The organism is Shewanella sp. ISS20, from assembly GCF_056522965.1.
Genome location: NZ_JAWRZK010000001.1, coordinates 3,051,571 through 3,076,297, shown reverse-complemented (window position 1 = coordinate 3,076,297; position 24,727 = coordinate 3,051,571). Strand labels below are relative to the sequence as shown.

The following is a 24,727-nucleotide window of genomic DNA, read 5'->3' as shown; positions in this document are numbered from 1 at the left end:
ACATAAAGAATAACAAGGAGCGATTGGGAAGCTTGGATTCCCAATCAGACTGTCAGGGATGAACATGAGTACTAACCATTTAGACGATGAACCCGAGTTCCTTATGACAGATAAAAATTTTGAATACATAAGAACACTCGCTTACCAACAAACAGGGATAGTGTTACCTGAACGCAAAAAACAGATGGTGTATAGCCGCTTATGTCGCCGCTTGCGGGTATTAGGCCATAACGACTTTGGCGAATATTGCCAGACGTTAGAACATAATAATGATGAGTTGCCTAACTTTATCAATGCGTTAACTACCAACTTAACGTCTTTTTTTCGCGAGAGACATCACTTCGACTTTTTGAACGATGTAGTGATGGATCAATGGCGTAAACAAGGTAAAAAGCGCATTCGCATTTGGTCATCTGCCTGCTCAACCGGTGAAGAACCTTACAGCATAGCCATGACGTTACAACCTATGCTTGCGCAAGCTCAGCTTGATATTAAGATTTTAGCAACAGATCTCGATACTAATGTGCTCGCCAAAGCGCAAGCCGGCATTTACCCCAAAGATAACCTTGAGCATATTGCCAACGACATGCAAAAGTCTTGCATCAACTTGTTAGGTAATCAATTTGAAATCAAGCCGCTGATTAAAAATTACATTCATTTTAAACAGTTAAACTTGCTGCAATCTTGGCCAATGAAAGGTTCATTTGACGTCATTTTTTGCCGTAATGTAATGATTTATTTTGATGCTGAAACCCGCAAAAAAATCATTGCCAGATTCAGGCAGTTGTTGAGTGATGATGGTTATTTAATCATTGGCCACTCTGAAACCTTGCATCATATTTCCGATGAGTTTGTGCTAATCGGCCACACCATTTATCGCCCAAAAACTCACACTACCCATTCTTTGAGCCAATTTGGCACTGAAGGTAAATAAGATGATTAGAGTTCTTGTCATAGACGACTCTGCCTTAGTCAGGCAATTACTGACCCATATGCTGGAGCAAGCTGATGATATTTGCGTTGTCGGCGGCGCTGAAAATCCATTGCAAGCCAGAGACATGATTAAAACGCTCGCGCCAGATGTGCTCACCTTAGATATAGAAATGCCCAAGATGGACGGTATCGCATTTTTACGTAACTTAATGCGCTTACGCCCCATGCCGGTCATTATGATATCGACTTTAACCGAGAAAGGCGCAGCTATTACCCTTGAGGCCTTAAGCATTGGCGCCATCGACTTTATCGCTAAGCCAAAAAACGATTTACAAAATAGCTTGCCGACCTATCAAGCTGAATTATTAGAAAAAGTAAGACAGGCCGCTTGTTGCCGCATTCGCCCCAAGATGCCTGTTACACCGATAATCAGCCCCCATAATGCCAAACTTAAAAACCGCTTAGTGGCTATCGGCGCTTCAACGGGTGGCACCGAAGCTATTGCAGAATTGATTAGTACGCTACCAGCTAACTTTCCACCTGTGGTCATAGCCCAGCATATCCCCGCGGCGTTTAGCGCCTCGTTTGCACGGCGTTTAGATACTAAAAGCGCCATGAGTGTTCATGAGGCCGTGGGAGGCGAATTACTTAAACCGGGATTTGTGTATGTGGCGCCGGGAGATAAGCATTTAACTATTATCAGAAGAGGTACTCATTTTTACACTGAGCTACTTGATACCGATCCCGTCAATCGCCACAAACCTTCGGTCGAAGTCCTGTTTAAAAGCGTGGCGGAATGCGCAGGTCAGCAGAGTATAGGTGTGATGCTAACTGGAATGGGCAAAGATGGTGCGCAGGGATTACTCGCCATGAAGGAGCAAGGATCGCATAACATTTGTCAGGATGAAGCCACATCTGTGGTGTGGGGCATGCCAGGGGCTGCGGTGGCGATTGACGCGCACCATGAACAGCAACCCCTGCATTTAATCGCCAATCGACTATTAAACTTACTGAGGGTCTAAACCTAAGCTGCTTACACTGGCTTAAAACTTGGGCCAGCTACCATCATCCTTAGGTCTCACCCAAGCTTGTGAGAACCAATAATAGCGCCCAGTGGATTTGCTGGGCGCAGTGCAATTGTAACGTGAACGTCCAGCACCTAAGGCTAGCTCAGCCTGAATACTAAAAGTTTCAGCATTCAACCACACAGGCTCAGTCGCGCCCTGCCCTTGCACAAAACACATCACTTGTTTGCGATTGATATCTGTCATATCCAACGTTAACTCAAGCTTGGGCTGCCACTTGCCATTTGCAAGCATAGGGTCGTGAATGTTTTGGCTAACGATAGGCATGTTCAAACTGTGCAACTTAACCTTAAGCGATGACATATCGGCATAAGGGCCAGCCACCGGAAAACGAGGTAACGCTGTGAGTGATGAATACCAGCCAGCAGCGCCAGACTGTTGACCTAAGGCTACATATCCTTGTTCAGCTAACCATTGCTGCAGCTGCGCATTATATTCACCATAAGGATAGGCTAAAGTTTTATGAGACTGACCTGTGTGTTTTAAAATCATCGCCTCAGTACGTTCAATGTTAGCGGTAACGCGCCCCAACCATTGAACCTCAGTTTCACCAGCGTCCATACGCACTAAGTGTTCATGGGCATAGCTATGATTTGCGATAGTGGCGCCTTCTTGGGAAATCTTAGTTAACGTTGCCCAGCTCATCATCTCCCCATAACCTTGCTCAATTGGCGTTATGGCAACAAACATAGTGTAGGGAAAGCCAAACTCTTTTAGTAAAGGGTGCGCATTAGCAGCAATGTCTTGATAACCGTCATCAAAGGTAATTACCACGCTTTTATCGGCTAATGGTTGACGCTGCTTAATGGCTTCGATTAAACGGCTCAGAGGAATAACGGTAAAATCATTGTCTTTAAGATACTGCATCTGCTCACGAAATTGCGCGAGGCTAACACTCGTGCTGCGCGGCCCTGTGTCTGATACATGATGATACTGTAGAATGACAGCGCCCCGCTCCACCACTGGCGTGTTCGGTAATTGCGCCCATGCTAGGGTGCTTAAGCATAAGCAAAAAGTAGCGAGTATCGCACTCAGCCATTTATTTAACATATAAGATTTTCACCTCTATGATGACAAGTCCAGCAATTCTGCTTAACGCTCAAGCCAATCGACACTTGTTGGCCTTAGCCTTGCCAATGATTTTATCGAATATCACTGTGCCCTTATTGGGCCTAGTGGATACTGCGGTTATAGGTCATTTGAGTAATGCCTATTATTTAGGGGGCGTTGCGTTAGCATCGACCATAATTACGCTAATTTTCTGGTTACTCGGATTCTTGCGCATGGCCACCACTGGCTTAGTCGCGCAAGCGTATGGTCGACAAGATAATCAACAACAATTCAGCCTGCTATTACAAGCCGTGAGCCTAGCACTGATTTTTGGCTTACTCATTATTGCTTTGCAACAGCCCATTCTTGAACTTACTTTAGGTTTTTCTGCCGCTAGTGAGCAGGTGATTATCTATTGCCAACAGTACTTTTATATCCGAATTTGGGCGGCGCCTTTTGCCCTATTAAATTTAGTGTTATTGGGATATTTACTAGGCAGACAACAACCTAAAGCCGCTATGTGGCAACTCATAGTCGCTAATAGCGCCAACATTATACTCGATTTGGTATTGGTTTTGGGATTTGACATGGGAGTTAAGGGTGCGGCCATCGCCTCAGTCATCGCTGAAATAGCAGGAACTACAGTGGCTGCCACTATGGTTGTCCGCCAACTGAAGTTGCAATCGGGTTTTGCCCTTAAAGAGCAACTCAGTCGTTTGCATCTTAATGGCTATCAGCAACTACTAAGCCTCAATGCCAATATCTTTATTCGCAGCCTATGCCTGCAAGCTGTGTTCGCCTTTATGACCTTTAAAGCCGCGAGCCTGGGTGATACCGTATTAGCAGCCAATGCCATTTTACTGAACTTACTCTTACTTATTTCTTACGCCTTAGATGGTATTGCCTACTACGCCGAAGCTGAAGGTGGGCGCCACTTTGGTCGCGGAGATAAAGCCGGGCTCAAATATAGCGTTGCCCTCGCCTTTTATTGGTCAGCGATTATAGCCATATGTTTTAGTTTAAGTTTTTATCTACTAGGCGCGCCATTGATTAGCTCGCTCACTAGCATAACGAGTGTGCAAGCCAGTGCCATTCATTACCTGCCGTGGTTAGTCTTGATGCCTATCTTGGCTTTTGGATCATACCTGTTTGATGGCGTCTATATAGGCACAGCGCAGGGGGCAACCATGCGTAACAGCATGATATTTTGTACCTTCGCCGTATTCTTTCCGGTGTGGTGGTGTTTAGAATCGTCAGGCAACCATGCCCTATGGGCCGCGATGTCAGCCTTTATGCTTACCAGAAGCCTCACCTTAGGACTGCATTACCAATTAAAGCTAAGTCGCCACGACTGAGCTAGTATTGAATCGACATCAATTTAATTAATAGCATTAATGCCAATCACTGAAACTGATTGGCATTTTTTATGCCCAGAGCTTCAGTCTATGACTCATATTGCTAATAGCCAAAAGATGCAGCATTGTCTGATTAATAAATTCTCAGAACTTTAGTGAGGGTGTGGCGAAGTATTAACGACAGGAATATGAGATGAACTAGATATAATATTTAGTATTCAATCAGCGTTAAACATCAGCCAAGCCACTTAGCCTTGACGTCGTAAAGACTAATAGACTTATATATAAGCATCGTAAACGTCCGGTGATCTACACCTTGCCTAGATCAACCTGCCAAGGTAAGAGGCTATTGAGGTCGCAGTGAGGGTGAGATAATTGCTCTAAACAGTGTTCAATGTAATCGAATGGCGTTAGCCCATTTGCCTTGGCCGTTTCTATGATGCTGTATAAAATAACACTCGCCTCAGCACCACGATGGTTGTGGTTAAACAGCCAGTTCTTACGCCCTATCACAAACGGTTTTACTGCGCGTTCGGCACGGTTGTTGTCGATATTCAGTCGGCTGTCTTCTGTATAAAGACTCAGCTTTGACCATTGATTGAGGCTGTAATGGATGGCTTTGCCCAGAGGGCTTTGCTTTGACACTTGCTGCGCTGATTTATCCAGCCATTGCTTAAATAACGCCAGGTGGGCAGCTGAGTGTGTGCGCCTAAAATACAGCCGTTCCTGTAAACTCAGTGATTGTATTTGCATTTCAATGCGGTACAGCTTGGCTATCATGCTCAGTGCCATATCTGCTTTACTGACTTTGCCTGTTTTGTTTTTTCCTTGTGCCACTATCGCTTCTTTGAACTTACGCCGCGCGTGTGCCCACGACTGCATGGATGCAGGAGGTAGAGCGACTCAGGAGACTAAGCCGAACAGCCCACAAGTTTATGACTTACCTGCTGGTAAGCTGCGTAACCATCGACCTGTAAATAACCATTAAACACCGTTTGCTCGGTGGCAAGAAAATGACTCACGCACGAGCTCGCACGGCTACCGTCTTGATAGTCGTACAGTACAATGCTGCGTAAACCTTGATATCTAGGCTCAGTGCTTGGTCCATCCGCACCAGCGCAATACACCCATATATAGGATTTCACCCGCTCATCGTTAATCACGTTGAGCGTGGTTTCGTCCGCATGGATGACTTCTTGTGTTAACAAATGCTGGTGCAGTAAATCATATAAGGGTTTAAACAGCGCGACCGATTTCATCATCCAATCTGCCATGGTTTGCCGACTTAAGGCGATACCATGTTGCTTGAACAAGGTTTCTTGCCGGTACAGTGGTAACGCATATTGGTATTTGCTAGTAATAAGTTGGCTAAATAGACTTGCCGTGGCAAAGCTTTTAGGAATAGGGCTGGCTGGCACCGGCGCTTGTTTGATATTGGCCTGAGTGCCTTGCGTTTCGCAATGCTTGCAGCTGTATTTTAATATAACGTGTTCAATCACACTGATTTGTGCCGGAATAAACTGAAGCTTCTCGCTGCTATCTTGGCCCATTAACGCCAGCTGATGCCCACAGCAATCACACTGCTTATCTTCATCGCTGATGTCATGGATAATAATTTCTCGCGGCAGGTCTTTAGGCAATAATTTACGCTTGGCCCGTTGTTTAGGCGGTACTGACACATCAGCATCTGCCGTTAATTCAACGGGCTCATCAACCGTGACTTCAACTTCGTTAAACAACTCACCTTGATAATCATGGCTTTCACTGCTGGCACCAAAACGCTTTTGCTGGGCTAACCTAAACTGCTCCAGCAAACGTTGCACCGATTGTTTGAGCGCCGCGATTTCCGCCTCTTTTAACGCGAGAGCATTATCGTTAGCCGCCAACGTCTCAAGCAATAATTGCTTAAGTAAATCAACGTCGTTGGGTAGGTTTTCAGGGCTTAATTTCATGGTGTGATTATACCAAAACGCTCCTTAGATAAGGGTGAAACAGTGATCTAATTATGGGAAACAGCATACGTAATGGCGATCAACTGTAACTCAAGCCCTTAATATGTTGATGGCCTAATACGTCAAATCCTGAAAGTAGCCAATGAAACTGCTGCTCAGATAAGCTCATACACTCATCTTCGCTTTGAGTTGGCCACTTGAATTTAGCCTGTTCGAGGCGCTTGTACCAAAGTGCAAAACCGGTGTTATCCCAATACAAAATCTTGAGTTTGTCACGGGCTTTATTACAAAACACAAACACGCTGCCATCGGTGGCTGATAGCGACAATTGTTGCTCAACGATAACGGCTAAGCCATTTATTGATTGACAAAAATCCACTGGTGCTCGATGCAGGTACACGCGAGGAAGCTCACGAAACATCAACATGCTTGCAGGCCTTTGATGATATCAAGCAAATAAGTTGCGGGTAATGAACAGGGAAAAGTCCATAAACCTGTTTGATGTTGTAAGCAGATACTTTGTTGAGGAGGGCCAGGTTGAGCTTGGGTCGTCATCGCTGTCGGCGAGGTCACGGTGGCCTGAACAAACGGCGTAACCTTTGGACTGCTTGTTTTAGTCATATCGGCTTTACGGGCGTAAAATCCGCTAAGACTAAGCTTATACTGACGGCAAAAAGCGGTAATCGTTAAGCCGCTAGCGGGTTGTTGTTGTATCAAAACAGCCCAGTCTTCATGGGAACGTTTAGCTATATTAACTCCTGATGAAATGGTCAGTCGTTAAGATAGAGGTTCAACAATATAAGGTGAAGATGTACTTGCCCGGACGCTTACTTCACAAACCGTAAAGCCAACGATTAAGCTAGCAAGCTCTAGCGTCAGACGTTGTGAACGCAAGTTAATCAAAAATCTAAACGAAAAAAGCCCGTTGCATGGCAACGGGCTTTATCGACTCTCTTCCGAGAAATTAGGCGCCTGGAGATGACCTACTCTCGCATGGGGAAACCCCACACTACCATCGGCGCGACTGCGTTTCACTTCTGAGTTCGGAATGGGATCAGGTGGTGCCACAGTGCTATGGTCTCCAGACAAATTCTTTGCACTTATATATTTGTCTATGGTGCTGATACCCAGAATCGAACTGGGGACCTCATCCTTACCAAGGATGCGCTCTACCGACTGAGCCATATCAGCGAATTTGGTGTCTGGAGATGACCTACTCTCGCATGGGGAAACCCCACACTACCATCGGCGCGACTGCGTTTCACTTCTGAGTTCGGAATGGGATCAGGTGGTGCCACAGTGCTATGGTCTCCAGACAAATTTGGAAATTCAGAAAGCTAATTATTGAGTACTCAATCTTCAATCAAGTATTTTTCGATTCTTTCAGGTTTGTTCAGTAAAACCCATCTGGGTTGTATGGTTAAGCCTCTCGGGTCATTAGTACAAGTTAGCTCAACGCCTCACAACGCTTACACACCTTGCCTATCAACGTCCTAGTCTCGGACGGCCCTTCAGAGGACTTATAGTCCTAGGGATGACTCATCTTGGGGCTCGCTTCCCGCTTAGATGCTTTCAGCGGTTATCGATTCCGAACGTAGCTACCGGGCAATGCCATTGGCATGACAACCCGAACACCAGCGGTTCGTCCACTCCGGTCCTCTCGTACTAGGAGCAGCTCCCCTCAATCATCCAACGCCCACGGCAGATAGGGACCGAACTGTCTCACGACGTTCTGAACCCAGCTCGCGTACCACTTTAAATGGCGAACAGCCATACCCTTGGGACCGACTTCAGCCCCAGGATGTGATGAGCCGACATCGAGGTGCCAAACACCGCCGTCGATATGAACTCTTGGGCGGTATCAGCCTGTTATCCCCGGAGTACCTTTTATCCGTTGAGCGATGGCCCTTCCATTCAGAACCACCGGATCACTATGACCTACTTTCGTACCTGCTCGACGTGTCTGTCTCGCAGTTAAGCTGGCTTATGCCATTGCACTAACCGTACGATGTCCGACCGTACTTAGCCAACCTTCGTGCTCCTCCGTTACTCTTTGGGAGGAGACCGCCCCAGTCAAACTACCCACCAGGCACTGTCCCTAATCCCGATAAGGGACCTAGGTTAGAACATCAAAACTACAAGGGTGGTATTTCAAGGACGACTCCACACAAACTAGCGTTCATGCTTCAAAGTCTCCCACCTATCCTACACATGTAGGTTCAATGTTCAGTGCCAAGCTATAGTAAAGGTTCACGGGGTCTTTCCGTCTAGCCGCGGGTATACGGCATCTTCACCGCAATTTCAACTTCACTGAGTCTCGGCTGGAGACAGCGTGGCCATCATTACGCCATTCGTGCAGGTCGGAACTTACCCGACAAGGAATTTCGCTACCTTAGGACCGTTATAGTTACGGCCGCCGTTTACCGGGGCTTCGATCATGAGCTTCTCCGAAGATAACCCAATCAATTAACCTTCCGGCACCGGGCAGGCGTCACACCGTATACTTCATCTTGCGATTTTGCACAGTGCTGTGTTTTTGATAAACAGTTGCAGCCACCTGGTATCTGCGACTCCCGCTAGCTTAGAGAGCAAGTCTCATCACCGGCAGGAGCGTACCTTCTCCCGAAGTTACGGTACCATTTTGCCTAGTTCCTTCAGCCGAGTTCTCTCAAGCGCCTTGGTATTCTCTACCCGACCACCTGTGTCGGTTTGGGGTACGATTCCTGCTAACCTGAAGCTTAGAAGATTTTCCTGGAAGCATGGCATCAACTACTTCAGTCCCTTAGGACCTCGTCATCAGCTCTCAGCGTATGTATTCCCGGATTTGCCTAAGAATACCGCCTACCACCTTAAACGCGGACTACCAACGCCGCGCTAGCCTAGCCTTCTCCGTCTCTCCATCGCAGTTAGCACAAGTACGGGAATATTAACCCGTTTCCCATCGACTACGCCTTTCGGCCTCGCCTTAGGGGTCGACTCACCCTGCCCCGATTAACGTTGGACAGGAACCCTTGGTCTTCCGGCGAGGGGGTTTTTCACCCCCTTTATCGTTACTCATGTCAGCATTCGCACTTCTGATACCTCCAGCGTGGGTTACCCCTTCACCTTCAACGGCTTACAGAACGCTCCTCTACCGCGCATCTCTAATGAAATGCACCCGTAGCTTCGGTGACTAGCTTAGCCCCGTTACATCTTCCGCGCAGGCCGACTCGACTAGTGAGCTATTACGCTTTCTTTAAATGATGGCTGCTTCTAAGCCAACATCCTAGCTGTCTAAGCCTTCCCACATCGTTTCCCACTTAGCTAGTACTTTGGGACCTTAGCTGACGGTCTGGGTTGTTTCCCTTTTGACAACGGACGTTAGCACCCGCTGTCTGTCTCCCGCATAGTACTCATTGGTATTCGGAGTTTGCAAAGGGTTGGTAAGTCGGGATGACCCCCTAGCCTTAACAGTGCTCTACCCCCAATGGTATTCGTGCGAGGCGCTACCTAAATAGCTTTCGAGGAGAACCAGATATCTCCCGGTTTGATTGGCCTTTCACCCCCAGCCACAAGTCATCCGCTAATTTTTCAACATTAGTCGGTTCGGTCCTCCAGTTGATGTTACTCAACCTTCAACCTGCCCATGGCTAGATCACCGGGTTTCGGGTCTACACCTAGCAACTAAACGCGCAGTTAACACTCGGTTTCCCTACGGCTCCGCTATTCGCTTAACCTCGCTACTAAATGTAAGTCGCTGACCCATTATACAAAAGGTACGCAGTCACGGTCTCAAGAACCGCTCCCACTGCTTGTACGTATACGGTTTCAGGTTCTATTTCACTCCCCTCACAGGGGTTCTTTTCGCCTTTCCCTCACGGTACTGGTTCACTATCGGTCAGTCAGGAGTATTTAGCCTTGGAGGATGGTCCCCCCATGTTCAGACAACATATCACGTGTGCCGCCTTACTCGTTTTCATCTAAGGTTAGTTTTCATGTACGGGACTATCACCCTGTACCGTTGGACTTTCCAGACCATTCCACTAACACCCCCTAGACTTAAGGGCTAATCCCCGTTCGCTCGCCGCTACTTAGGGAATCTCGGTTGATTTCTTTTCCTCTGGGTACTTAGATGTTTCAGTTCCCCAGGTTCGCCTCATACAGCTATGTATTCACTGTATGATGACCACTTATGTGGCCGGGTTTCCCCATTCGGACATCGTTAGCTCAAATGCTTGTTACTAGCTCGCCAACGCTTTTCGCAAGTTACTACGTCCTTCATCGCCTCTGACTGCCAAGGCATCCACCGTATACGCTTAGTCACTTAACCATACAACCCAAATGAGTTTCACTTGAGCGTATTGCAACTAGCTGGTTTTTACTGTCTCTTGCTTTCGCAAAAGAACGCCTTGATTTACTTCATTTCTGAAGTTAAAGAATATCCAAAACACTTGATTAAAGTATTTTGAGAACTCAATTTTGTATCACCTAATGCTCGCGCACTAAGTTCTACTATCAGCTTTCCAAATTTTTAAAGAACATATTCCAACGACTCGGTTGAAATTAGGCTTAAAAAAGCCAAAGATAAATTTTACATTATCTTTGGCATTTCTATTCCAAAATCTGCAATGGTGTCCATTTCTAATCAGAGAAATGGTGGAGCTATGCGGGATCGAACCGCAGACCTCCTGCGTGCAAGGCAGGCGCTCTCCCAGCTGAGCTATAGCCCCATTGCAGCAGTCGAAAACATATTGAAACCTAAAACATCCGCCAAATCGGTTTGATAACAAAACAATTTGGTGGGTCAGAGTGGACTTGAACCACCGACCTCACCCTTATCAGGGGTGCGCTCTAACCAGCTGAGCTACAGACCCATGTTTTGGTCTCGCAATATTCTCTATCTTCTATCAGACAATCTATGTGAACACTCAACAGTAATGCTAAATCGCATAGGTAAGGAGGTGATCCAGCCCCAGGTTCCCCTAGGGCTACCTTGTTACGACTTCACCCCAGTCATGAACCACACCGTGGTAAACGCCCTCCCCGAAGGGTTAAGCTATCTACTTCTGGTGCAGCCCACTCCCATGGTGTGACGGGCGGTGTGTACAAGGCCCGGGAACGTATTCACCGTGGCATTCTGATCCACGATTACTAGCGATTCCGACTTCATGGAGTCGAGTTGCAGACTCCAATCCGGACTACGATCGGCTTTGTGAGATTAGCTCCACCTCGCGGCTTTGCAACCCTCTGTACCGACCATTGTAGCACGTGTGTAGCCCTACTCGTAAGGGCCATGATGACTTGACGTCGTCCCCACCTTCCTCCGGTTTATCACCGGCAGTCTCCCTAGAGTTCCCACCATTACGTGCTGGCAAATAAGGATAAGGGTTGCGCTCGTTGCGGGACTTAACCCAACATTTCACAACACGAGCTGACGACAGCCATGCAGCACCTGTCTCAGAGTTCCCGAAGGCACTAAGCTATCTCTAGCGAATTCTCTGGATGTCAAGAGTAGGTAAGGTTCTTCGCGTTGCATCGAATTAAACCACATGCTCCACCGCTTGTGCGGGCCCCCGTCAATTCATTTGAGTTTTAACCTTGCGGCCGTACTCCCCAGGCGGTCTACTTAATGCGTTAGCTTGAGAGCCCAGTGTTCAAGACACCAAACTCCGAGTAGACATCGTTTACGGCGTGGACTACCAGGGTATCTAATCCTGTTTGCTCCCCACGCTTTCGTGCATGAGCGTCAGTCTTTGTCCAGGGGGCCGCCTTCGCCACCGGTATTCCTTCAGATCTCTACGCATTTCACCGCTACACCTGAAATTCTACCCCCCTCTACAAGACTCTAGTTTGCCAGTTCAAAATGCAATTCCCAGGTTGAGCCCGGGGCTTTCACATCTCGCTTAACAAACCGCCTGCGCACGCTTTACGCCCAGTAATTCCGATTAACGCTCGGACCCTCCGTATTACCGCGGCTGCTGGCACGGAGTTAGCCGGTCCTTCTTCTGTAGGTAACGTCACAGCTAACGGGTATTAACCGTCAACCTTTCCTCCCTACTGAAAGTGCTTTACAACCCGAAGGCCTTCTTCACACACGCGGCATGGCTGCATCAGGGTTTCCCCCATTGTGCAATATTCCCCACTGCTGCCTCCCGTAGGAGTCTGGGCCGTGTCTCAGTCCCAGTGTGGCTGATCATCCTCTCAGAACAGCTAGGGATCGTCGCCTAGGTGAGCCTTTACCTCACCTACTAGCTAATCCCACCTGGGCTTATCCATCAGCGCAAGGACCCGAAGGCTCCCCTGCTTTCCCCCGTAGGGCGTATGCGGTATTAGCAGTCGTTTCCAACTGTTATCCCCCACAAATGGGCAAATTCCCAGGCATTACTCACCCGTCCGCCGCTCGCCGGCAAAGTAACAAGTTACTTCCCGCTGCCGCTCGACTTGCATGTGTTAGGCCTGCCGCCAGCGTTCAATCTGAGCCATGATCAAACTCTTCAATTAAAGTTTTGTTCGGACCCAAAGGTCCTGCTCAATGAATTCTGTCGATTCGATGATAAATCACCGAATTTGCATGTTATGCGGACATCTTCGTTGAAGTCTCTTGCGAGACGTTTTAAATCGTTGTCGATTTAGCAACTACTGTGAATGTCCACATAGATTGTCTGATAAATTGTTAAAGAACGTGACCGTGATTTCTCACTGGTCAGGGCTGCGTATTCTACACACCCTTAATTCAGCGTCAAGTAGTTTTTTATGTAAGTAATTCAACTGTTGTTTAATTACTCAAACCGCTTTTCTCTAGGTTAAACTTCTTATAAAGAAGCCGCCCTTTCAACCTGCTCATCAAGCTGTATGCTTGCTGCGTCGTGTCGATGGGCCGCATTATAGGGAGCTGAGAAAATTGCGCAAGGGCTTTTTGAAAGAAAAATACAACTTTTTGATAGTTTCGAAGTTAAGCACAAGCTAACCACAAACTACCCCCAGAGTTATCAACAGAGGCTGTATTTTTAGGCGTTTTAAGACATCAATTATCACTAACCTATGGGACTATTTCAGCGATAAACATCGCACTTAATAGTGTTATGTAGCCAGTTAAAACAAAAAAGCGACTCAATGAGTCGCTTTTTGATAGTTTGCTATTAATAGCCTAGTAGTTAGCTGAGCTTACCGTGGCATTGTTTGTACTTTTTACCACTGCCACATGGACACATATCATTGCGACCCACTTTTTCGCCTTCGCGCACCATAGGTACATGAGCGGCTAACTCCGGCGCTTCACCTGCCCCCGTCACTAGTGACTCAGCTTCGGCATGTGAAAAGTCATGCTTTATTTTAGCTTCGGCTTCGCGGCGCTGTTGTTCCATCTCTTCCACATCGGATTGAGCTTGAACTTGTACTTTAGATAAGATGCTGATGACGTCATGCTTTAATGAATCAAGCAATTGTTGGAACAATTCAAAAGATTCGCGCTTATATTCTTGCTTAGGGTTCTTTTGAGCGTAACCGCGCAAATGAATGCCCTGGCGCAAATGATCCATAGCGGCCAAGTGTTCTTTCCACAGTCCATCTAAGGTTTGCAGCATTACCGCTTTTTCAAATTGACGCAGCACAGAAGCGCCGACCATCTGCTCTTTATTAGCATAGGCTTCAGTCCAAGACTGCAGTACACGCTCACGCAGGGTTTCTTCGTACAAGTCTTCTTCAGCATCTAACCATTGTTGAATTGGCAGTACTAAGTTGAAATCTTGACGTAGGCGTTGCTCAAGTCCTGGAACATCCCATAACTCTTCCACTGATTGTGGTGGAATATATTGATTCATGGTGCTTGAGATAACATCCGCTTCGATATTACGAATAGTTTCTTCAATGCTTTGCGCATCCATCAACTCATTACGCTGGGCGTAAACGACTTGACGTTGATCGTTAGCTACGTCATCAAATTCAAGTAACTGCTTACGAATATCAAAGTTACGGGCTTCTACTTTACGCTGCGCATTTTCAATGGCGCGTGACACCCATGGGTGTTCAATCGCTTCGCCAGCCTGCATGCCCAATTTCTTCATCATGGATGACACACGCTCGGATGCGAAAATGCGCATCAAGCTGTCTTCCATAGATAAATAGAAACGTGATGAACCAGCGTCCCCTTGTCGACCAGAGCGACCACGCAGCTGATTATCGATACGACGCGATTCATGACGCTCGGTACCTAAGATGTGTAAACCACCGGCGGCCAGCACTTCATCGTGACGAACCTGCCAGTCACTACGGATTTTACTGATTTGCTCAGGGGTTGGATTGGCAAGTGCATCGACTTCCATCTTCCAGTTACCACCTAAGACGATGTCGGTACCACGACCTGCCATGTTAGTTGCCACAGTAACAGCGCCAATGCGACCGGCCTGAGCAACAATGTCCGCTTCTTTTTCGTGGAACTTGGCATTTAGTACAGCGTGTGGAATTTTCTCTTTCTTTAATAGGTGCGCTAACAGCTCAGACTGCTCAATCGATACGGTACCGACCAAGACTGGCTGGCCACGTTCGCGGCAATCTTTAACATCAGCAATAATCGCTTGATACTTTTCTTCCGCGGTGAGATAGACCAGATCTGCAAGATCTTTACGCACCATAGGACGGTTGGTAGGTACTACTACTGTATCTAGACCATAAATATGCTGGAATTCGAATGCTTCAGTATCAGCGGTACCTGTCATACCGGCTAATTTCTGGTATTGACGGAAATAGTTCTGGAAAGTAATCGACGCTAAGGTTTGGTTTTCATTTTGAATGTTCACACCTTCTTTAGCTTCTACCGCTTGGTGTAAACCTTCAGACCAACGACGACCAACCATAGTACGGCCAGTGTGTTCATCAACAATGATCACTTCACCATTCTGCACTACGTAATCTACGTCTTTTTCAAACAGTGTATGTGCACGCAAGGCGGCATTGACGTGATGCAACAAAGAGATATTAGCCGCAGAATAAAGTGAATCGCCTTCGGCCAACATGCCGTGCTGAGTTAACAAGTCTTCGACTTTCTCTTGGCCGCGCTCTGTTAAATGCACCTGCTTAGATTTTTCATCAATGCTGTAATCGCCTTCACCCACAAACTCTTCTGAGTCTTCTTTTTCTTGTTGGATCAAATGTGGGATCAGTAAATTCATCTTGGTATACAGCACTGAACTGTCTTCAGCAGCACCCGAGATGATCAAAGGCGTACGGGCTTCATCGATTAAAATAGAATCCACTTCATCGATTAAGGCATAGTTCAGTGGACGCTGCACACGATCGTTTGGCGAAAATGCCATGTTGTCGCGCAGGTAGTCAAAACCGAATTCGTTGTTAGTACCATAAGTGATGTCTGAGTTGTAGGCTTCTTTCTTGTCCTGTTGACTAAGACCTGCCACGTTAATACCCACACTTAAGCCTAAGAATTCAAACAGTGGACGGTTGTTTTCGGCATCACGACGAGCCAGGTAATCGTTGACGGTAATAACGTGCACGCCTTTACCGCTAAGGGCATTAAGGTAAGCTGGCAAAGTCGCGGTTAAGGTTTTACCTTCACCGGTACGCATTTCAGCAATCCGGTTACTATCAAGTACCATGCCGCCCAGTAACTGCACATCGAAGTGACGCATTTCAAACACGCGCTTTGAGGCTTCACGCACTACGGCAAAGGCTTCTGCGGTAATACTTTCTAAGCTTTCGCCCTGTTCTAGGCGTTGACGAAATTCTGCAGTTTTACCCGTTAATTCTGTATCGGTTAATTTCTCATAATCAGCTTCTAGCGCATTGATTTTAGTTACAGTTTTATTGAGCGCTTTTAAAGTACGATCGTTACGACTACCAAAGACTTTTGTCAGTAAATTTCCAAACATCACATTCACTTATTATTGTTAAAGGCCGATTTCACAAAATTGAGAAAGCCAAAATGTTAATTAAACAGGTTTGCGCTGAACATACTTAGTTGGGTCTATCTGCTGTCCATTGCGTAACACCTCGTAGTGCACATGCGGTCCAGTCGAACGCCCTGTGCTGCCCATAATGGCAATCGTCTCGCCTTTGGTCACGACATCACCTACGGAAACTGACAAATCCTTGTTATGGCCATAACGGGTTGAAATTCCATTACCATGGTCTATCTCAATCACATTACCGTAACCAAACATATTACCGGACCAAGTCACAACTCCTGCCGCAGTGGCAAGTACGTTAGAGCCTTCAGCACCAGCAAAATCAATGCCTTTATGCCTCGCCTTGCGCCCATTGAAGGGATCGTTACGAGTACCATAGGGAGATGACAACCAACCTTTTTCGATCGGACGCCCTGAAATATACCTCTCTGTACCTATATTGAGATTAGAAGCGACAGTTTCAAGTAGCGGCAGTTGTTGATTGTTGATTTCGAGACGTTGCGTCATTAAATCTATTTCAGCAATCAGCTCAGTTAAGGTCACTTGCTCACCCACACCGGATAAACCACCGACACCGACTTGACTGGTAAAGTCGAATTGCTCAGATAATTGATTATCTTCTGCCAGCTGCTGACCCAGTGCCTCAAGGCGAGTCAACTTAGCCTGCATCAAGGCGACATGCTGCGCCAAGGTGGCTAACTGCATATCGGTAGCATTTTTTAACTCGAGCACTTTTTGCTCTTGGGCTTCACGAGCTAACTTTTCAGATTCGACACTGTATTGCTGTGATTTAAATTGATCAGACGTGTGCTGGTAGACTCCCGCACCTGTCGCGATCAGAAATATTGGCAAGAGCAACCACTGTTTACTCGGCTGCCACCGGCTAACACCTTTTCGGCGTTGAATAAAAACTGTTACACTCATAACTTCACTCAGCAACTTAACGATCATATGAAAAAGCTACCTCAGGATCTGTGCCAATTGTTACATGCCAATGGCCAATTACCTGAAATTGCCGAGAAAGCGGAACTGTTAAACCAACTGAATAATGAATTAAAACAGTTGGTATCGGGTCCCGTCGTCGATCAGCTGAAAGTTGCTAATCTTCGTAATAACGTCCTAGTGCTAGAAACCTCTGCGGCCATCTGGGCTACCCGGATTAATTTCCAGAAAGCTCGACTTCTGCAACAACTCCAACTACACACTTTGCCCATGCTTACTGCAATTGAAGTTAAAGTCAACCCAGGGCTTGCGGTAAGTAAGGCTGAACCTAAGGCTAATAACCGCCAAATCAGCGAAACTACTGCACATCATCTCGATGCGCTAGCCGATCAAGCCGGTGGTGAATTGGGACAGAAACTAAAACGGCTGGCTGCATTGGCCAGCCGTCGTCGGCAATCGTCAGAGGATTAGGCGAACGAACCCGCCCATCCTGGCACTGTAAAGCTGACTGGGACATCAGCTTCTTGCTCAAAGCTCACTAGATCCCAAGCATCCGCTTGGGCTAATACCGCTCGAACCAATTGGTTATTTAAGGCGTGGCCGGTCTTATGAGCCGCAAACTCGCCCACTAATGCGTGACCACACACATACAAATCACCAAACGCATCTAAGATCTTATGCTTAATGAACTCATCCTCATAACGCAGACCGTCGGGGTTGAGAACACGATATTCATCAAGCACTACAGCATTTTCCATGCTGCCACCTAGTGCCAAATTATTAGCTCGCAGATATTCAATATCGCGCATAAAGCCAAAGGTACGAGCACGACTGATTTCTTTAATAAACGCAGAAGAAGAGAAATCTAACATCATGTGTTGTTGACTACGGGCGATTTCTGGATGAGCAAAATCAATGCTGAAATTCACTCTAAAACCATTAAATGGACGCAGTTCCGCCCACTTGTCGCCATCTTCAACACGTACCGTTTTCTTAATACGCATGTATTTCTTCAGTGCACTTTGCTGAGCAATGCCAGCGCTTTGCAACAAGAATACAAATGGGCTAGCACTGCCATCCATGATAGGGATTTCAGGAGCATCGACTTCGATAATAGCGTTATCGATTCCAAGGCCAGCTAACGCGGCAAATAAATGCTCAATAGTAGAAATGCGGACACCGGCATCATTTACCAAAGCGGTACACATAGTCGTTTCACGCACTTGATCGGCCAGCGCAGGAATAACCACGGCAGGCACTAAATCAGTACGAACTAATTTGATACCCGAATTCACCGGCGCGGGTTTGATGGCTAACGTAACCTTGTTGCCCGAATGCAGGCCAACTCCGGTCGTTTTCACCATTTTTTGCACAGTTCTTTGGAAGATCATTATGTTACCCGTACTTTGTTGCTACTAATATTCGGCAATTATTGCGCGCGTAAGTCACGCACAGCGCAACTAGTCAGATATCTTACCACAAGTATTCAAATTGGCAAAAATTGCTCAATTATCCCCCACGGCAAGATGCTGACGCGCCCACTCCATTTGTCTATCACAGCCGGCTTAGCCCACTCTTAATCCGCTTGCTTACGTAAGAATGCTGGAATATCTAAATAATCAAGCTCATTACGATTAACTGGCGCTGGATTAGTGGCGGCATTGGCATTGCGAGAGCTAGCCACTTGGCCACTATGGCCTGGATTCGTGGCAGTCATAGGCGTAGATTCATTAATGAACTCTACTCTTGGCTCAGGCTGCGCAACAACCACAGGCTCAGGGCGCGCGGCAGGCTTAGTCACTAATTGAATATCAGGCTTCTTTTCAGCGCCAATACCAGTAGCAACAACAGTTACACGCAGTTCATCGCTCATTTCTGGGTCGATAACCGCGCCCACAACTACGGTCGCATTATCAGATGCATAAGCTTTAACGTGATTACCAACAGTTTCAAACTCTTCGATAGTCATGTCTAAACCGGCAGTAATGTTCACCAGAATGCCACGAGCACCGGCTAAGTCGATATCTTCCAGTAATGGGCTAGCAACAGCAGCTTCTGCCGCTTCTTCAGCGCGATCATCACCACGAGCAACACCCGTACCCATCATGGCGTTACCCATTTCTGACATAACCGTTCTAACGTCAGCAAAGTCGACGTTGATTAAGCCTGGGCGAGTAATTAGCTCGGCAATACCTTGTACCGCGCCTAATAACACATTGTTGGCTGCAGCAAACGCATCCAGCAGGGAAGTACCGCGGCCCAGCACTTTCAATAACTTTTCGTTAGGAATAGTGATTAATGAGTCAACGTGCTTGGCAAGCTCAGCAATACCTTGCTCAGCATAAATCATGCGCTTTTTGCCTTCAAACGGGAAAGGCTTAGTCACTACCGCAACCGTTAAAATACCTTCTTCTCGAGCAATTTGCGCTACTACTGGCGCCGCGCCAGTACCAGTCCCGCCACCCATACCGGCAGCGATGAAAATCATGTCGCAACCTTTAATGGCTGCGCGAATGTTTTCTTTGTCTTCTTCAGCCGCTAAGCGACCAATTTCAGGGTTAGCGCCAGCGCCAAGCCCTTTAGTCACATCGCGACCTAATTGAATAGTCGAGCCTGCTTGTGATTTACGCAGCGCTTGTGCATCAGTGTTAGTTGCAATGAACTCAACACCTTCAATATTGTGCCTAACCATATGCTCGACGGCATTACCACCGCCGCCGCCCACACCGATGACCTTGATCACCGCCTCATCTGAGTGCGTTTCCATAATCTCGAACATAGTCTGTTCTCCGTGTTGTCTGCGTTTAGAACTCGCCTTTAAACCAGCTTTGTACCCGATTCCAAAGACTGGTTACCCCTTGTCGTTGCGGCCGCTCGAACTGACGTTCCAGCACCCGTCTTGCGCCGTAATGAAGCAACCCAACCCCAGTGGAGTAAACAGGTTGTTCAACACGTTCAAATAATCCTTTCACTGGTAGCGGCAAAGCTACTCTTACCGGCATACCAAAAGTGGCTTCGGCCACATCCACGGCGCCTTCAATCGATGCCGTGCCGCCCGTGAGCACTATGCCGGCGGCGATTTGGTCATCAAGACCCGCGTCGCGCAGTTGCTTGAGGATCAGCTCAAACAACTCTTGATATCTAGGCTCGACCACTTCAGCCAGTGTATGACGTGACATAGTTCGCGACGGTCTGCCGCCTACCGATGGCACATCAATACTGTCTTCACGGCTCACCGCTGAACTGCGAGCGCAGGCATGCTGCACTTTAATGTGCTCAGCGTGCGCCAATGGCGTTCTAAATATCTTGGCAATATCACTACTGACCTGGTTACCTGCCACAGGCACCACAGCGCAGTGACGTAAGGCACCATTGGTGTACACGGCGATATCTGTGGTACCACCACCAATATCCACCAAACACACACCTAAATCTTTCTCATCATTGGTCAGCACGGCATCTGCCGAGGCTATCCCTGAAAACACTAAGTCATCGACCTTCAGGCCGCAGCGCTCCACACTCTTAGTGATGTTCTTGGCCATGTCGTTGGCACAAGTCACTATATGGACCTTAGCTTCCATACGCATGCCTGACATACCTATGGGGCTACGAATACCTTCTTGAATATCGATGGCATATTCTTGTGGTAACACATGCAAAATCCGCCGTTCAGTGGGGATTTTTACTGAGCGCGCCGTATGAATCACGTTATCAACGTCTTCTTGCGTCACTTCTTCATCGTTAATCGACACCATACCGTTTTCATTTTGACAATCGATATGTTTGCCAGAAATACTGAGATAAACAGATGACACTTGGCAATCTGCCATCAATTCGGCTTGATCTAATGCACGCTGAACACTCTTAACGATAGAGTCGAGGTCATTCACCCCGCCCTTGTCCATGCCGCGCGACGGGTGATTGCCAAGGCCTATGATGCTGATTTCACCATCTGGCAAGACTTCACCTATCACTACCGCGACCTTAGAAGTCCCGATATCTAAGCCAACGATAAGATTTCTTTCTGGATTCTTTGTCATTCGTTAACGGCTCTCTATTTGCGTCTCTTTCCAACCTACGGCTAGACCTGTGTCATAACGTAAATCAATGCGGTCAACCGTCTTATCGACTTGGGTCAACATGGGATAAACGTCAATAAATCGCTGCACGCGAGTCATCTTATCTTCACGGCCCAAAGCCAAAATAATGCCATTGTTTAACTGCGCTTCCCAAGCGTGGCGCGGGCTCACTGTTAATTGGCTCAAACTAAAACCATTGTTCGCCAATAGTCGTTGTAATTGCTGATAACTCGTTAATACTTCAGCGGCCATGTTTTCTGGCCCCGCCAATCTTGGTAATGGCCCAATTTCTGGCTTAGCAGGCGCCGCGAACACTTGTCCATGGACATTCAACCAGTCATCACCATTCCAGTGCGCCACAGGATGCTGCTCCTGCAGATACACTTTTAATTTCGCTGGCCACTCACGTCGCACTGAGGCTTCATAGACCCAAGGCAATTGCTGCAAGGCCGCTTGCACCTTATCGATATCGGCGCTAAAAAAACTGCGATTCATTGTATCTTGCAATGCCAAGCGAATATCTTGGTCTGAGGTAAAACTGCGTTCACCGTCAACAATGACTGATTCAATAGGCAAAGCTTCGGCATCATTCAGCAGCTTATGCAAATGCATGGCTGATATGGCCAAAGACACCAGCACTACCCCTAAAAAGCACAGGCCACTAATTAAGTACCAATCCAGCTTTGTTAGGCTAGTACGCAGTTTTTGTCGCTTATCCTTCCAGCTCACTTTGCCATCCGCCCCGCGCCTATGTCGAAACAAGGGAAACCGACCATTATATAGAGCTATGGCCTTGGGTCAAAAAAAGCTGCCAAAGCCACTGCAACCGCTTAATATATAATCAAGTTATCTTAATTTACGCTTCTGTGAAACCTAAACCTTTCGCGGCTAGCTGTTTCGAGAGCGCGCCAATATTGCCAGCCCCTTGGGTTAGCAATAAATCACCGCCAATGACTTGCTCACTGACTATGTTAGCTAGCTGTTCAGGGGATGAGACGAACACAGGGTCGACCTGACCGCGCAAGCGAATTGCCCGGCACAAGGCGCGGCCATCGGCACCCACTATCGGATCTTCGCCTGCAGCATATACATCTAGCAACAATAAGCAATCAACTCGCGACAATACATCAACAAAATCTTCAAACAAATCACGGGTACGCGAATATCTATGAGGTTGATAAGCCATGACTAAGCGTCTATCTGGCCAGCCAGCGCGGGCGGCCTTAATGGTCGCGGCCACTTCTGTTGGATGGTGACCATAGTCATCCACCAACAACACATCACCCTTAGGGGTATCAAACTGCCCCAGCTGCTGGAAACGACGGCCTATGCCTTCAAACTTGGCTAGGGCTGAGATAATGGCTTGATTATCTATGTCATCTTCAGTAGCGACTGCAATTGTAGCCAGGGAATTGAGCACATTGTGTTGCCCTGGTAAATTCACCAATACATCAAGATCGGCATGTCCCTGACGGCATACGGTAAAGCGGCACTGACTACCAAGCTGCTCAAAGTTAGTGGCTCTGACATCAGCATCTTCACTGAAACCATAAGTAATCAGTTTGCGGCCAATGCGCGGCAGCAATTCACGCACGACTGGGTCGTCAATACACACCACGGCAACGCCATAAAATGGCAAGTTATGTATGAAATCAATGAAGGTATTCTTGAGCACATTGAAATCGCCGCCATAGGTTGCCATATGGTCAGCTTCAATGTTGGTAACGACAGTCACCATAGGCTGCAAGTGCAAAAAGCTCGCATCGCTTTCATCAGCTTCAGCAATTAAGTAGCGACTGCTGCCTAATCTCGCATTAGTGCCAGCACTATTGAGCAAGCCGCCAATGACGAAGGTCGGATCGCGTCCCGCTTCGCCGTAAACACTGGCAATTAAGCTTGTGGTAGTCGTTTTACCATGAGTACCAGCAACCGCGACCCCATGACGATAACGCATTAATTCAGCGAGCATTTCAGCGCGGCGCACGATAGGAATGCGCAGCTTTTTAGCAGAGATTAATTCAGGGTTTGTCGCGGCAATGGCGGTTGATACCACCACAACATCAACGCCTTCCACATGACAGCCTTGATGGCCGATTAAAATCTTAGCGCCAAGAGATGCCAATCTTTCAGTCACACTATTAGTGGCGATATCTGAACCGCTAATGTCATAACCTTCGTTAACGAGTACTTCGGCAATACCGCCCATACCAGCGCCGCCAATACCCACAAAATGAATGCGTTTTACTCGGCGCATTTCAGGGATAGTCTGACGTAACTCTTGGTATTTATCTGTTGTTTTCATTAATCAATTTTTCCTGCAAGTTCAATGCATACTTGGGCCACGCGCTCGGTTGAATCCAGCACAGCCGCTTGCCTTGCATTTTGCCCCATGAGTTGCAGCTCTGCTTTATCACTTGCCAGCAAAGCCAGTTTCGATGCCAATTTATCCACTGTTAATATCGACTGCGGTATCAATAAGGCCGCACCTGCCGAGACTAACACCTTAGCGTTTAGCGTCTGATGATCATCTACCGCATGTGGGTAAGGCACCAAGACACTCGGTAAACCTACCGCTGCCAACTCAGACACGGTTAGCGCGCCACTGCGACAAATAACTACATCTGCCCAGCGATATGCCGCTTCCATATCATCAATAAATTCAGCGACTTTAACTGCGCCTTGTTGACGTAATTGCTGATAGGTTGAAAGCACTTCGCTCTCATTACCTTTGCCGACTTGATGCCATACCGTAATGGCGTGTTGCGGCGCAATATTGGCCACCACTTGCGGCATCACATCATTTAAAATTTTGGCGCCTAAACTGCCGCCCACTACTAACACATTAAGGCTATCATCATGAACCCTATGAGCTTCTTGCCCCAGCGCTATTAGCTCAGTGCGCACCGGATTACCAACTGTGATGGCATCACTACGCAGTCCATCAAAAGTATTGGCAAAGGCGCACAATACCCGAGTGGCAATGCGCGCTAATAACTTATTGGTCATACCCGCAATAGCATTTTGCTCATGCAGCACTAACGGTATGCCCGCAAGTTTGGCGGCAACGCCGCCTGGCCCACTGGCAAAACCGCCCATGCCGAGCACGACATCTGGCTTAAATTCGTTAATGACTTGCCGCGCCTGCCAAATAGAGCGCAGGATTTTTAACGGCGCCGCTAACTTGCGAATTAACCCGTTACCTCTAACGCCTTTGATATCAATGAAATTAATATCAAAGCCATATTTAGGCACTAAGCGCGCTTCCATTCTGTCGGCTGTGCCTAACCAGCGCACTTGCCAGCCTTGCTGGGATAAGGCTTTAGCTACCGCGAGCGCGGGAAATACATGACCGCCAGTGCCACCGGCCATCACTAAAATTCTTTTTTGATTCATTGCCTGACTCACTACTGGGCTCGCTGTCTCATTGGCGACTTG

The 24,727-nt window shown here is 47.4% G+C and carries 15 protein-coding genes, 3 tRNA genes, 4 rRNA genes and 1 pseudogene; 4 read left to right on the top strand and 19 right to left on the bottom strand.

Annotated features, from left to right (window positions below; translation table 11 throughout):
• The first annotated feature begins 64 nt into the window (after nt 1-64).
• Together AC1HDP_RS14010 and AC1HDP_RS14005 are read left to right on the top strand one after the other, a co-directional pair.
• A complete protein-coding gene (locus AC1HDP_RS14010; RefSeq protein WP_479639202.1) occupies nt 65-934 on the top strand; it encodes a CheR family methyltransferase in 870 nt (289 codons plus the stop codon).
• Nucleotide 935: 1 nt separating this feature from the next.
• The gene (locus tag AC1HDP_RS14005) at nt 936-1,955 is read left to right on the top strand and encodes a protein-glutamate methylesterase/protein-glutamine glutaminase (RefSeq protein WP_479639201.1); all 1,020 of its coding nucleotides are present in this window, start codon (nt 936-938) and stop codon (nt 1,953-1,955) included.
• Nucleotides 1,956-1,976: 21 nt separating this feature from the next.
• Here AC1HDP_RS14005 and AC1HDP_RS14000 read toward each other — a convergent pair whose 3' ends face one another.
• On the bottom strand, nt 1,977-3,068 hold the full coding sequence (locus tag AC1HDP_RS14000) for a polysaccharide deacetylase family protein (RefSeq protein WP_479639200.1): 1,092 nt from the start codon (nt 3,066-3,068) through the stop codon (nt 1,977-1,979).
• Nucleotides 3,069-3,088: 20 nt separating this feature from the next.
• Between AC1HDP_RS14000 and AC1HDP_RS13995 the strand changes: the two genes are divergently transcribed.
• Entirely contained in the window at nt 3,089-4,423 is a 1,335-nt protein-coding gene (locus AC1HDP_RS13995; RefSeq protein WP_479639895.1) for an MATE family efflux transporter, read from the top strand.
• Nucleotides 4,424-4,732: 309 nt separating this feature from the next.
• On the opposite strand, the pseudogene tnpC reads toward AC1HDP_RS13995, so the two are convergent.
• The 12 genes and pseudogenes from tnpC to AC1HDP_RS13935 all read right to left on the bottom strand — a co-directional run bounded on the left by tnpC (nt 4,733) and on the right by AC1HDP_RS13935 (nt 17,195).
• Nucleotides 4,733-6,375, bottom strand: a pseudogene (gene tnpC / locus AC1HDP_RS13990) (IS66 family transposase).
• A gap of 79 nt (nt 6,376-6,454) precedes the next feature.
• Nucleotides 6,455-6,802, bottom strand: a complete 348-nt coding sequence (gene tnpB / locus AC1HDP_RS13985) for an IS66 family insertion sequence element accessory protein TnpB (RefSeq protein ID WP_479637569.1) — start codon at nt 6,800-6,802, stop codon at nt 6,455-6,457.
• Nucleotides 6,796-7,125, bottom strand: coding sequence for an IS66 family insertion sequence element accessory protein TnpA (tnpA, locus tag AC1HDP_RS13980; protein WP_479639530.1), 330 nt, complete (start codon nt 7,123-7,125; stop codon nt 6,796-6,798). Before tnpA ends, tnpB begins: the two co-directional genes overlap by 7 nt.
• 220 nt (nt 7,126-7,345) lie before the next feature.
• A 5S ribosomal RNA gene (gene rrf / locus AC1HDP_RS13975) occupies nt 7,346-7,461 on the bottom strand.
• 29 nt (nt 7,462-7,490) lie between these two features.
• A tRNA-Thr gene (locus tag AC1HDP_RS13970) sits at nt 7,491-7,566 on the bottom strand.
• Nucleotides 7,567-7,575: 9 nt separating this feature from the next.
• Nucleotides 7,576-7,691 (bottom strand): 5S ribosomal RNA (gene rrf, locus AC1HDP_RS13965).
• A gap of 100 nt (nt 7,692-7,791) precedes the next feature.
• Nucleotides 7,792-10,684: ribosomal RNA gene (locus AC1HDP_RS13960) — 23S ribosomal RNA — on the bottom strand.
• A 324-nt stretch (nt 10,685-11,008) separates the two neighbouring features.
• Nucleotides 11,009-11,084, bottom strand: a tRNA-Ala gene (locus tag AC1HDP_RS13955).
• Nucleotides 11,085-11,151: 67 nt separating this feature from the next.
• Nucleotides 11,152-11,228 (bottom strand) — tRNA-Ile (locus tag AC1HDP_RS13950).
• An 80-nt stretch (nt 11,229-11,308) separates the two neighbouring features.
• Nucleotides 11,309-12,855: ribosomal RNA gene (locus AC1HDP_RS13945) — 16S ribosomal RNA — on the bottom strand.
• The 16S, 23S and 5S rRNA genes sit together here with 3 tRNA genes alongside, the layout of an rRNA operon.
• 653 nt (nt 12,856-13,508) lie before the next feature.
• Nucleotides 13,509-16,235, bottom strand: coding sequence for a preprotein translocase subunit SecA (gene secA / locus AC1HDP_RS13940; protein WP_479639199.1), 2,727 nt, complete (start codon nt 16,233-16,235; stop codon nt 13,509-13,511).
• Nucleotides 16,236-16,295: 60 nt separating this feature from the next.
• Nucleotides 16,296-17,195: a peptidoglycan DD-metalloendopeptidase family protein gene (locus AC1HDP_RS13935; protein WP_479639198.1), complete on the bottom strand. Its 900-nt coding sequence runs from the start codon at nt 17,193-17,195 to the stop codon at nt 16,296-16,298.
• A 27-nt stretch (nt 17,196-17,222) separates the two neighbouring features.
• Between AC1HDP_RS13935 and AC1HDP_RS13930 the strand changes: the two genes are divergently transcribed.
• Nucleotides 17,223-17,684, top strand: coding sequence for a DUF721 domain-containing protein (locus AC1HDP_RS13930; RefSeq protein WP_479639197.1), 462 nt, complete (start codon nt 17,223-17,225; stop codon nt 17,682-17,684).
• Here the strand turns inward: AC1HDP_RS13930 and lpxC are convergent.
• The 6 genes from lpxC to murG all read right to left on the bottom strand — a co-directional run bounded on the left by lpxC (nt 17,681) and on the right by murG (nt 24,685).
• Nucleotides 17,681-18,604, bottom strand: coding sequence for a UDP-3-O-acyl-N-acetylglucosamine deacetylase (gene lpxC, locus AC1HDP_RS13925; protein WP_140930343.1), 924 nt, complete (start codon nt 18,602-18,604; stop codon nt 17,681-17,683). The two genes, AC1HDP_RS13930 and lpxC, sit on opposite strands and share 4 nt — an antisense overlap.
• Before the next feature lie 185 nt (nt 18,605-18,789).
• Nucleotides 18,790-19,992 (bottom strand): cell division protein FtsZ, encoded by a 1,203-nt coding sequence (ftsZ, locus tag AC1HDP_RS13920; RefSeq protein ID WP_140930342.1) that lies wholly within the window; start codon nt 19,990-19,992, stop codon nt 18,790-18,792.
• A gap of 25 nt (nt 19,993-20,017) precedes the next feature.
• Entirely contained in the window at nt 20,018-21,253 is a 1,236-nt protein-coding gene (gene ftsA / locus AC1HDP_RS13915; RefSeq protein ID WP_140930341.1) for a cell division protein FtsA, read from the bottom strand.
• Nucleotides 21,254-21,256: 3 nt separating this feature from the next.
• Nucleotides 21,257-22,021, bottom strand: coding sequence for a cell division protein FtsQ/DivIB (locus AC1HDP_RS13910; protein WP_140930340.1), 765 nt, complete (start codon nt 22,019-22,021; stop codon nt 21,257-21,259).
• A 127-nt stretch (nt 22,022-22,148) separates the two neighbouring features.
• Nucleotides 22,149-23,594 (bottom strand): UDP-N-acetylmuramate--L-alanine ligase, encoded by a 1,446-nt coding sequence (murC, locus tag AC1HDP_RS13905; protein WP_479639196.1) that lies wholly within the window; start codon nt 23,592-23,594, stop codon nt 22,149-22,151.
• On the bottom strand, nt 23,594-24,685 hold the full coding sequence (gene murG / locus AC1HDP_RS13900; RefSeq protein ID WP_479639894.1) for an undecaprenyldiphospho-muramoylpentapeptide beta-N-acetylglucosaminyltransferase: 1,092 nt from the start codon (nt 24,683-24,685) through the stop codon (nt 23,594-23,596). The genes murC and murG overlap by 1 nt, the downstream gene beginning before the upstream one ends.
• Nucleotides 24,686-24,727 lie beyond the last annotated feature (42 nt).

Coding starts and splice junctions, on each gene's coding strand:
- AC1HDP_RS14010 (WP_479639202.1), top strand. CDS start 65: ATGAGTACTAACCATTTAGACGATGAACCCGAGTTCCTTATGACAGAT.
- AC1HDP_RS14005 (WP_479639201.1), top strand. CDS start 936: ATGATTAGAGTTCTTGTCATAGACGACTCTGCCTTAGTCAGGCAATTA.
- AC1HDP_RS14000 (WP_479639200.1), bottom strand. CDS start 3,068: ATGTTAAATAAATGGCTGAGTGCGATACTCGCTACTTTTTGCTTATGC.
- AC1HDP_RS13995 (WP_479639895.1), top strand. CDS start 3,089: ATGACAAGTCCAGCAATTCTGCTTAACGCTCAAGCCAATCGACACTTG.
- tnpB (WP_479637569.1), bottom strand. CDS start 6,802: ATGTTGATGTTTCGTGAGCTTCCTCGCGTGTACCTGCATCGAGCACCA.
- secA (WP_479639199.1), bottom strand. CDS start 16,235: ATGTTTGGAAATTTACTGACAAAAGTCTTTGGTAGTCGTAACGATCGT.
- AC1HDP_RS13935 (WP_479639198.1), bottom strand. CDS start 17,195: ATGAGTGTAACAGTTTTTATTCAACGCCGAAAAGGTGTTAGCCGGTGG.
- AC1HDP_RS13930 (WP_479639197.1), top strand. CDS start 17,223: ATGAAAAAGCTACCTCAGGATCTGTGCCAATTGTTACATGCCAATGGC.
- lpxC (WP_140930343.1), bottom strand. CDS start 18,604: ATGATCTTCCAAAGAACTGTGCAAAAAATGGTGAAAACGACCGGAGTT.
- ftsZ (WP_140930342.1), bottom strand. CDS start 19,992: ATGTTCGAGATTATGGAAACGCACTCAGATGAGGCGGTGATCAAGGTC.
- ftsA (WP_140930341.1), bottom strand. CDS start 21,253: ATGACAAAGAATCCAGAAAGAAATCTTATCGTTGGCTTAGATATCGGG.
- murC (WP_479639196.1), bottom strand. CDS start 23,594: ATGAAAACAACAGATAAATACCAAGAGTTACGTCAGACTATCCCTGAA.
- murG (WP_479639894.1), bottom strand. CDS start 24,685: ATGAATCAAAAAAGAATTTTAGTGATGGCCGGTGGCACTGGCGGTCAT.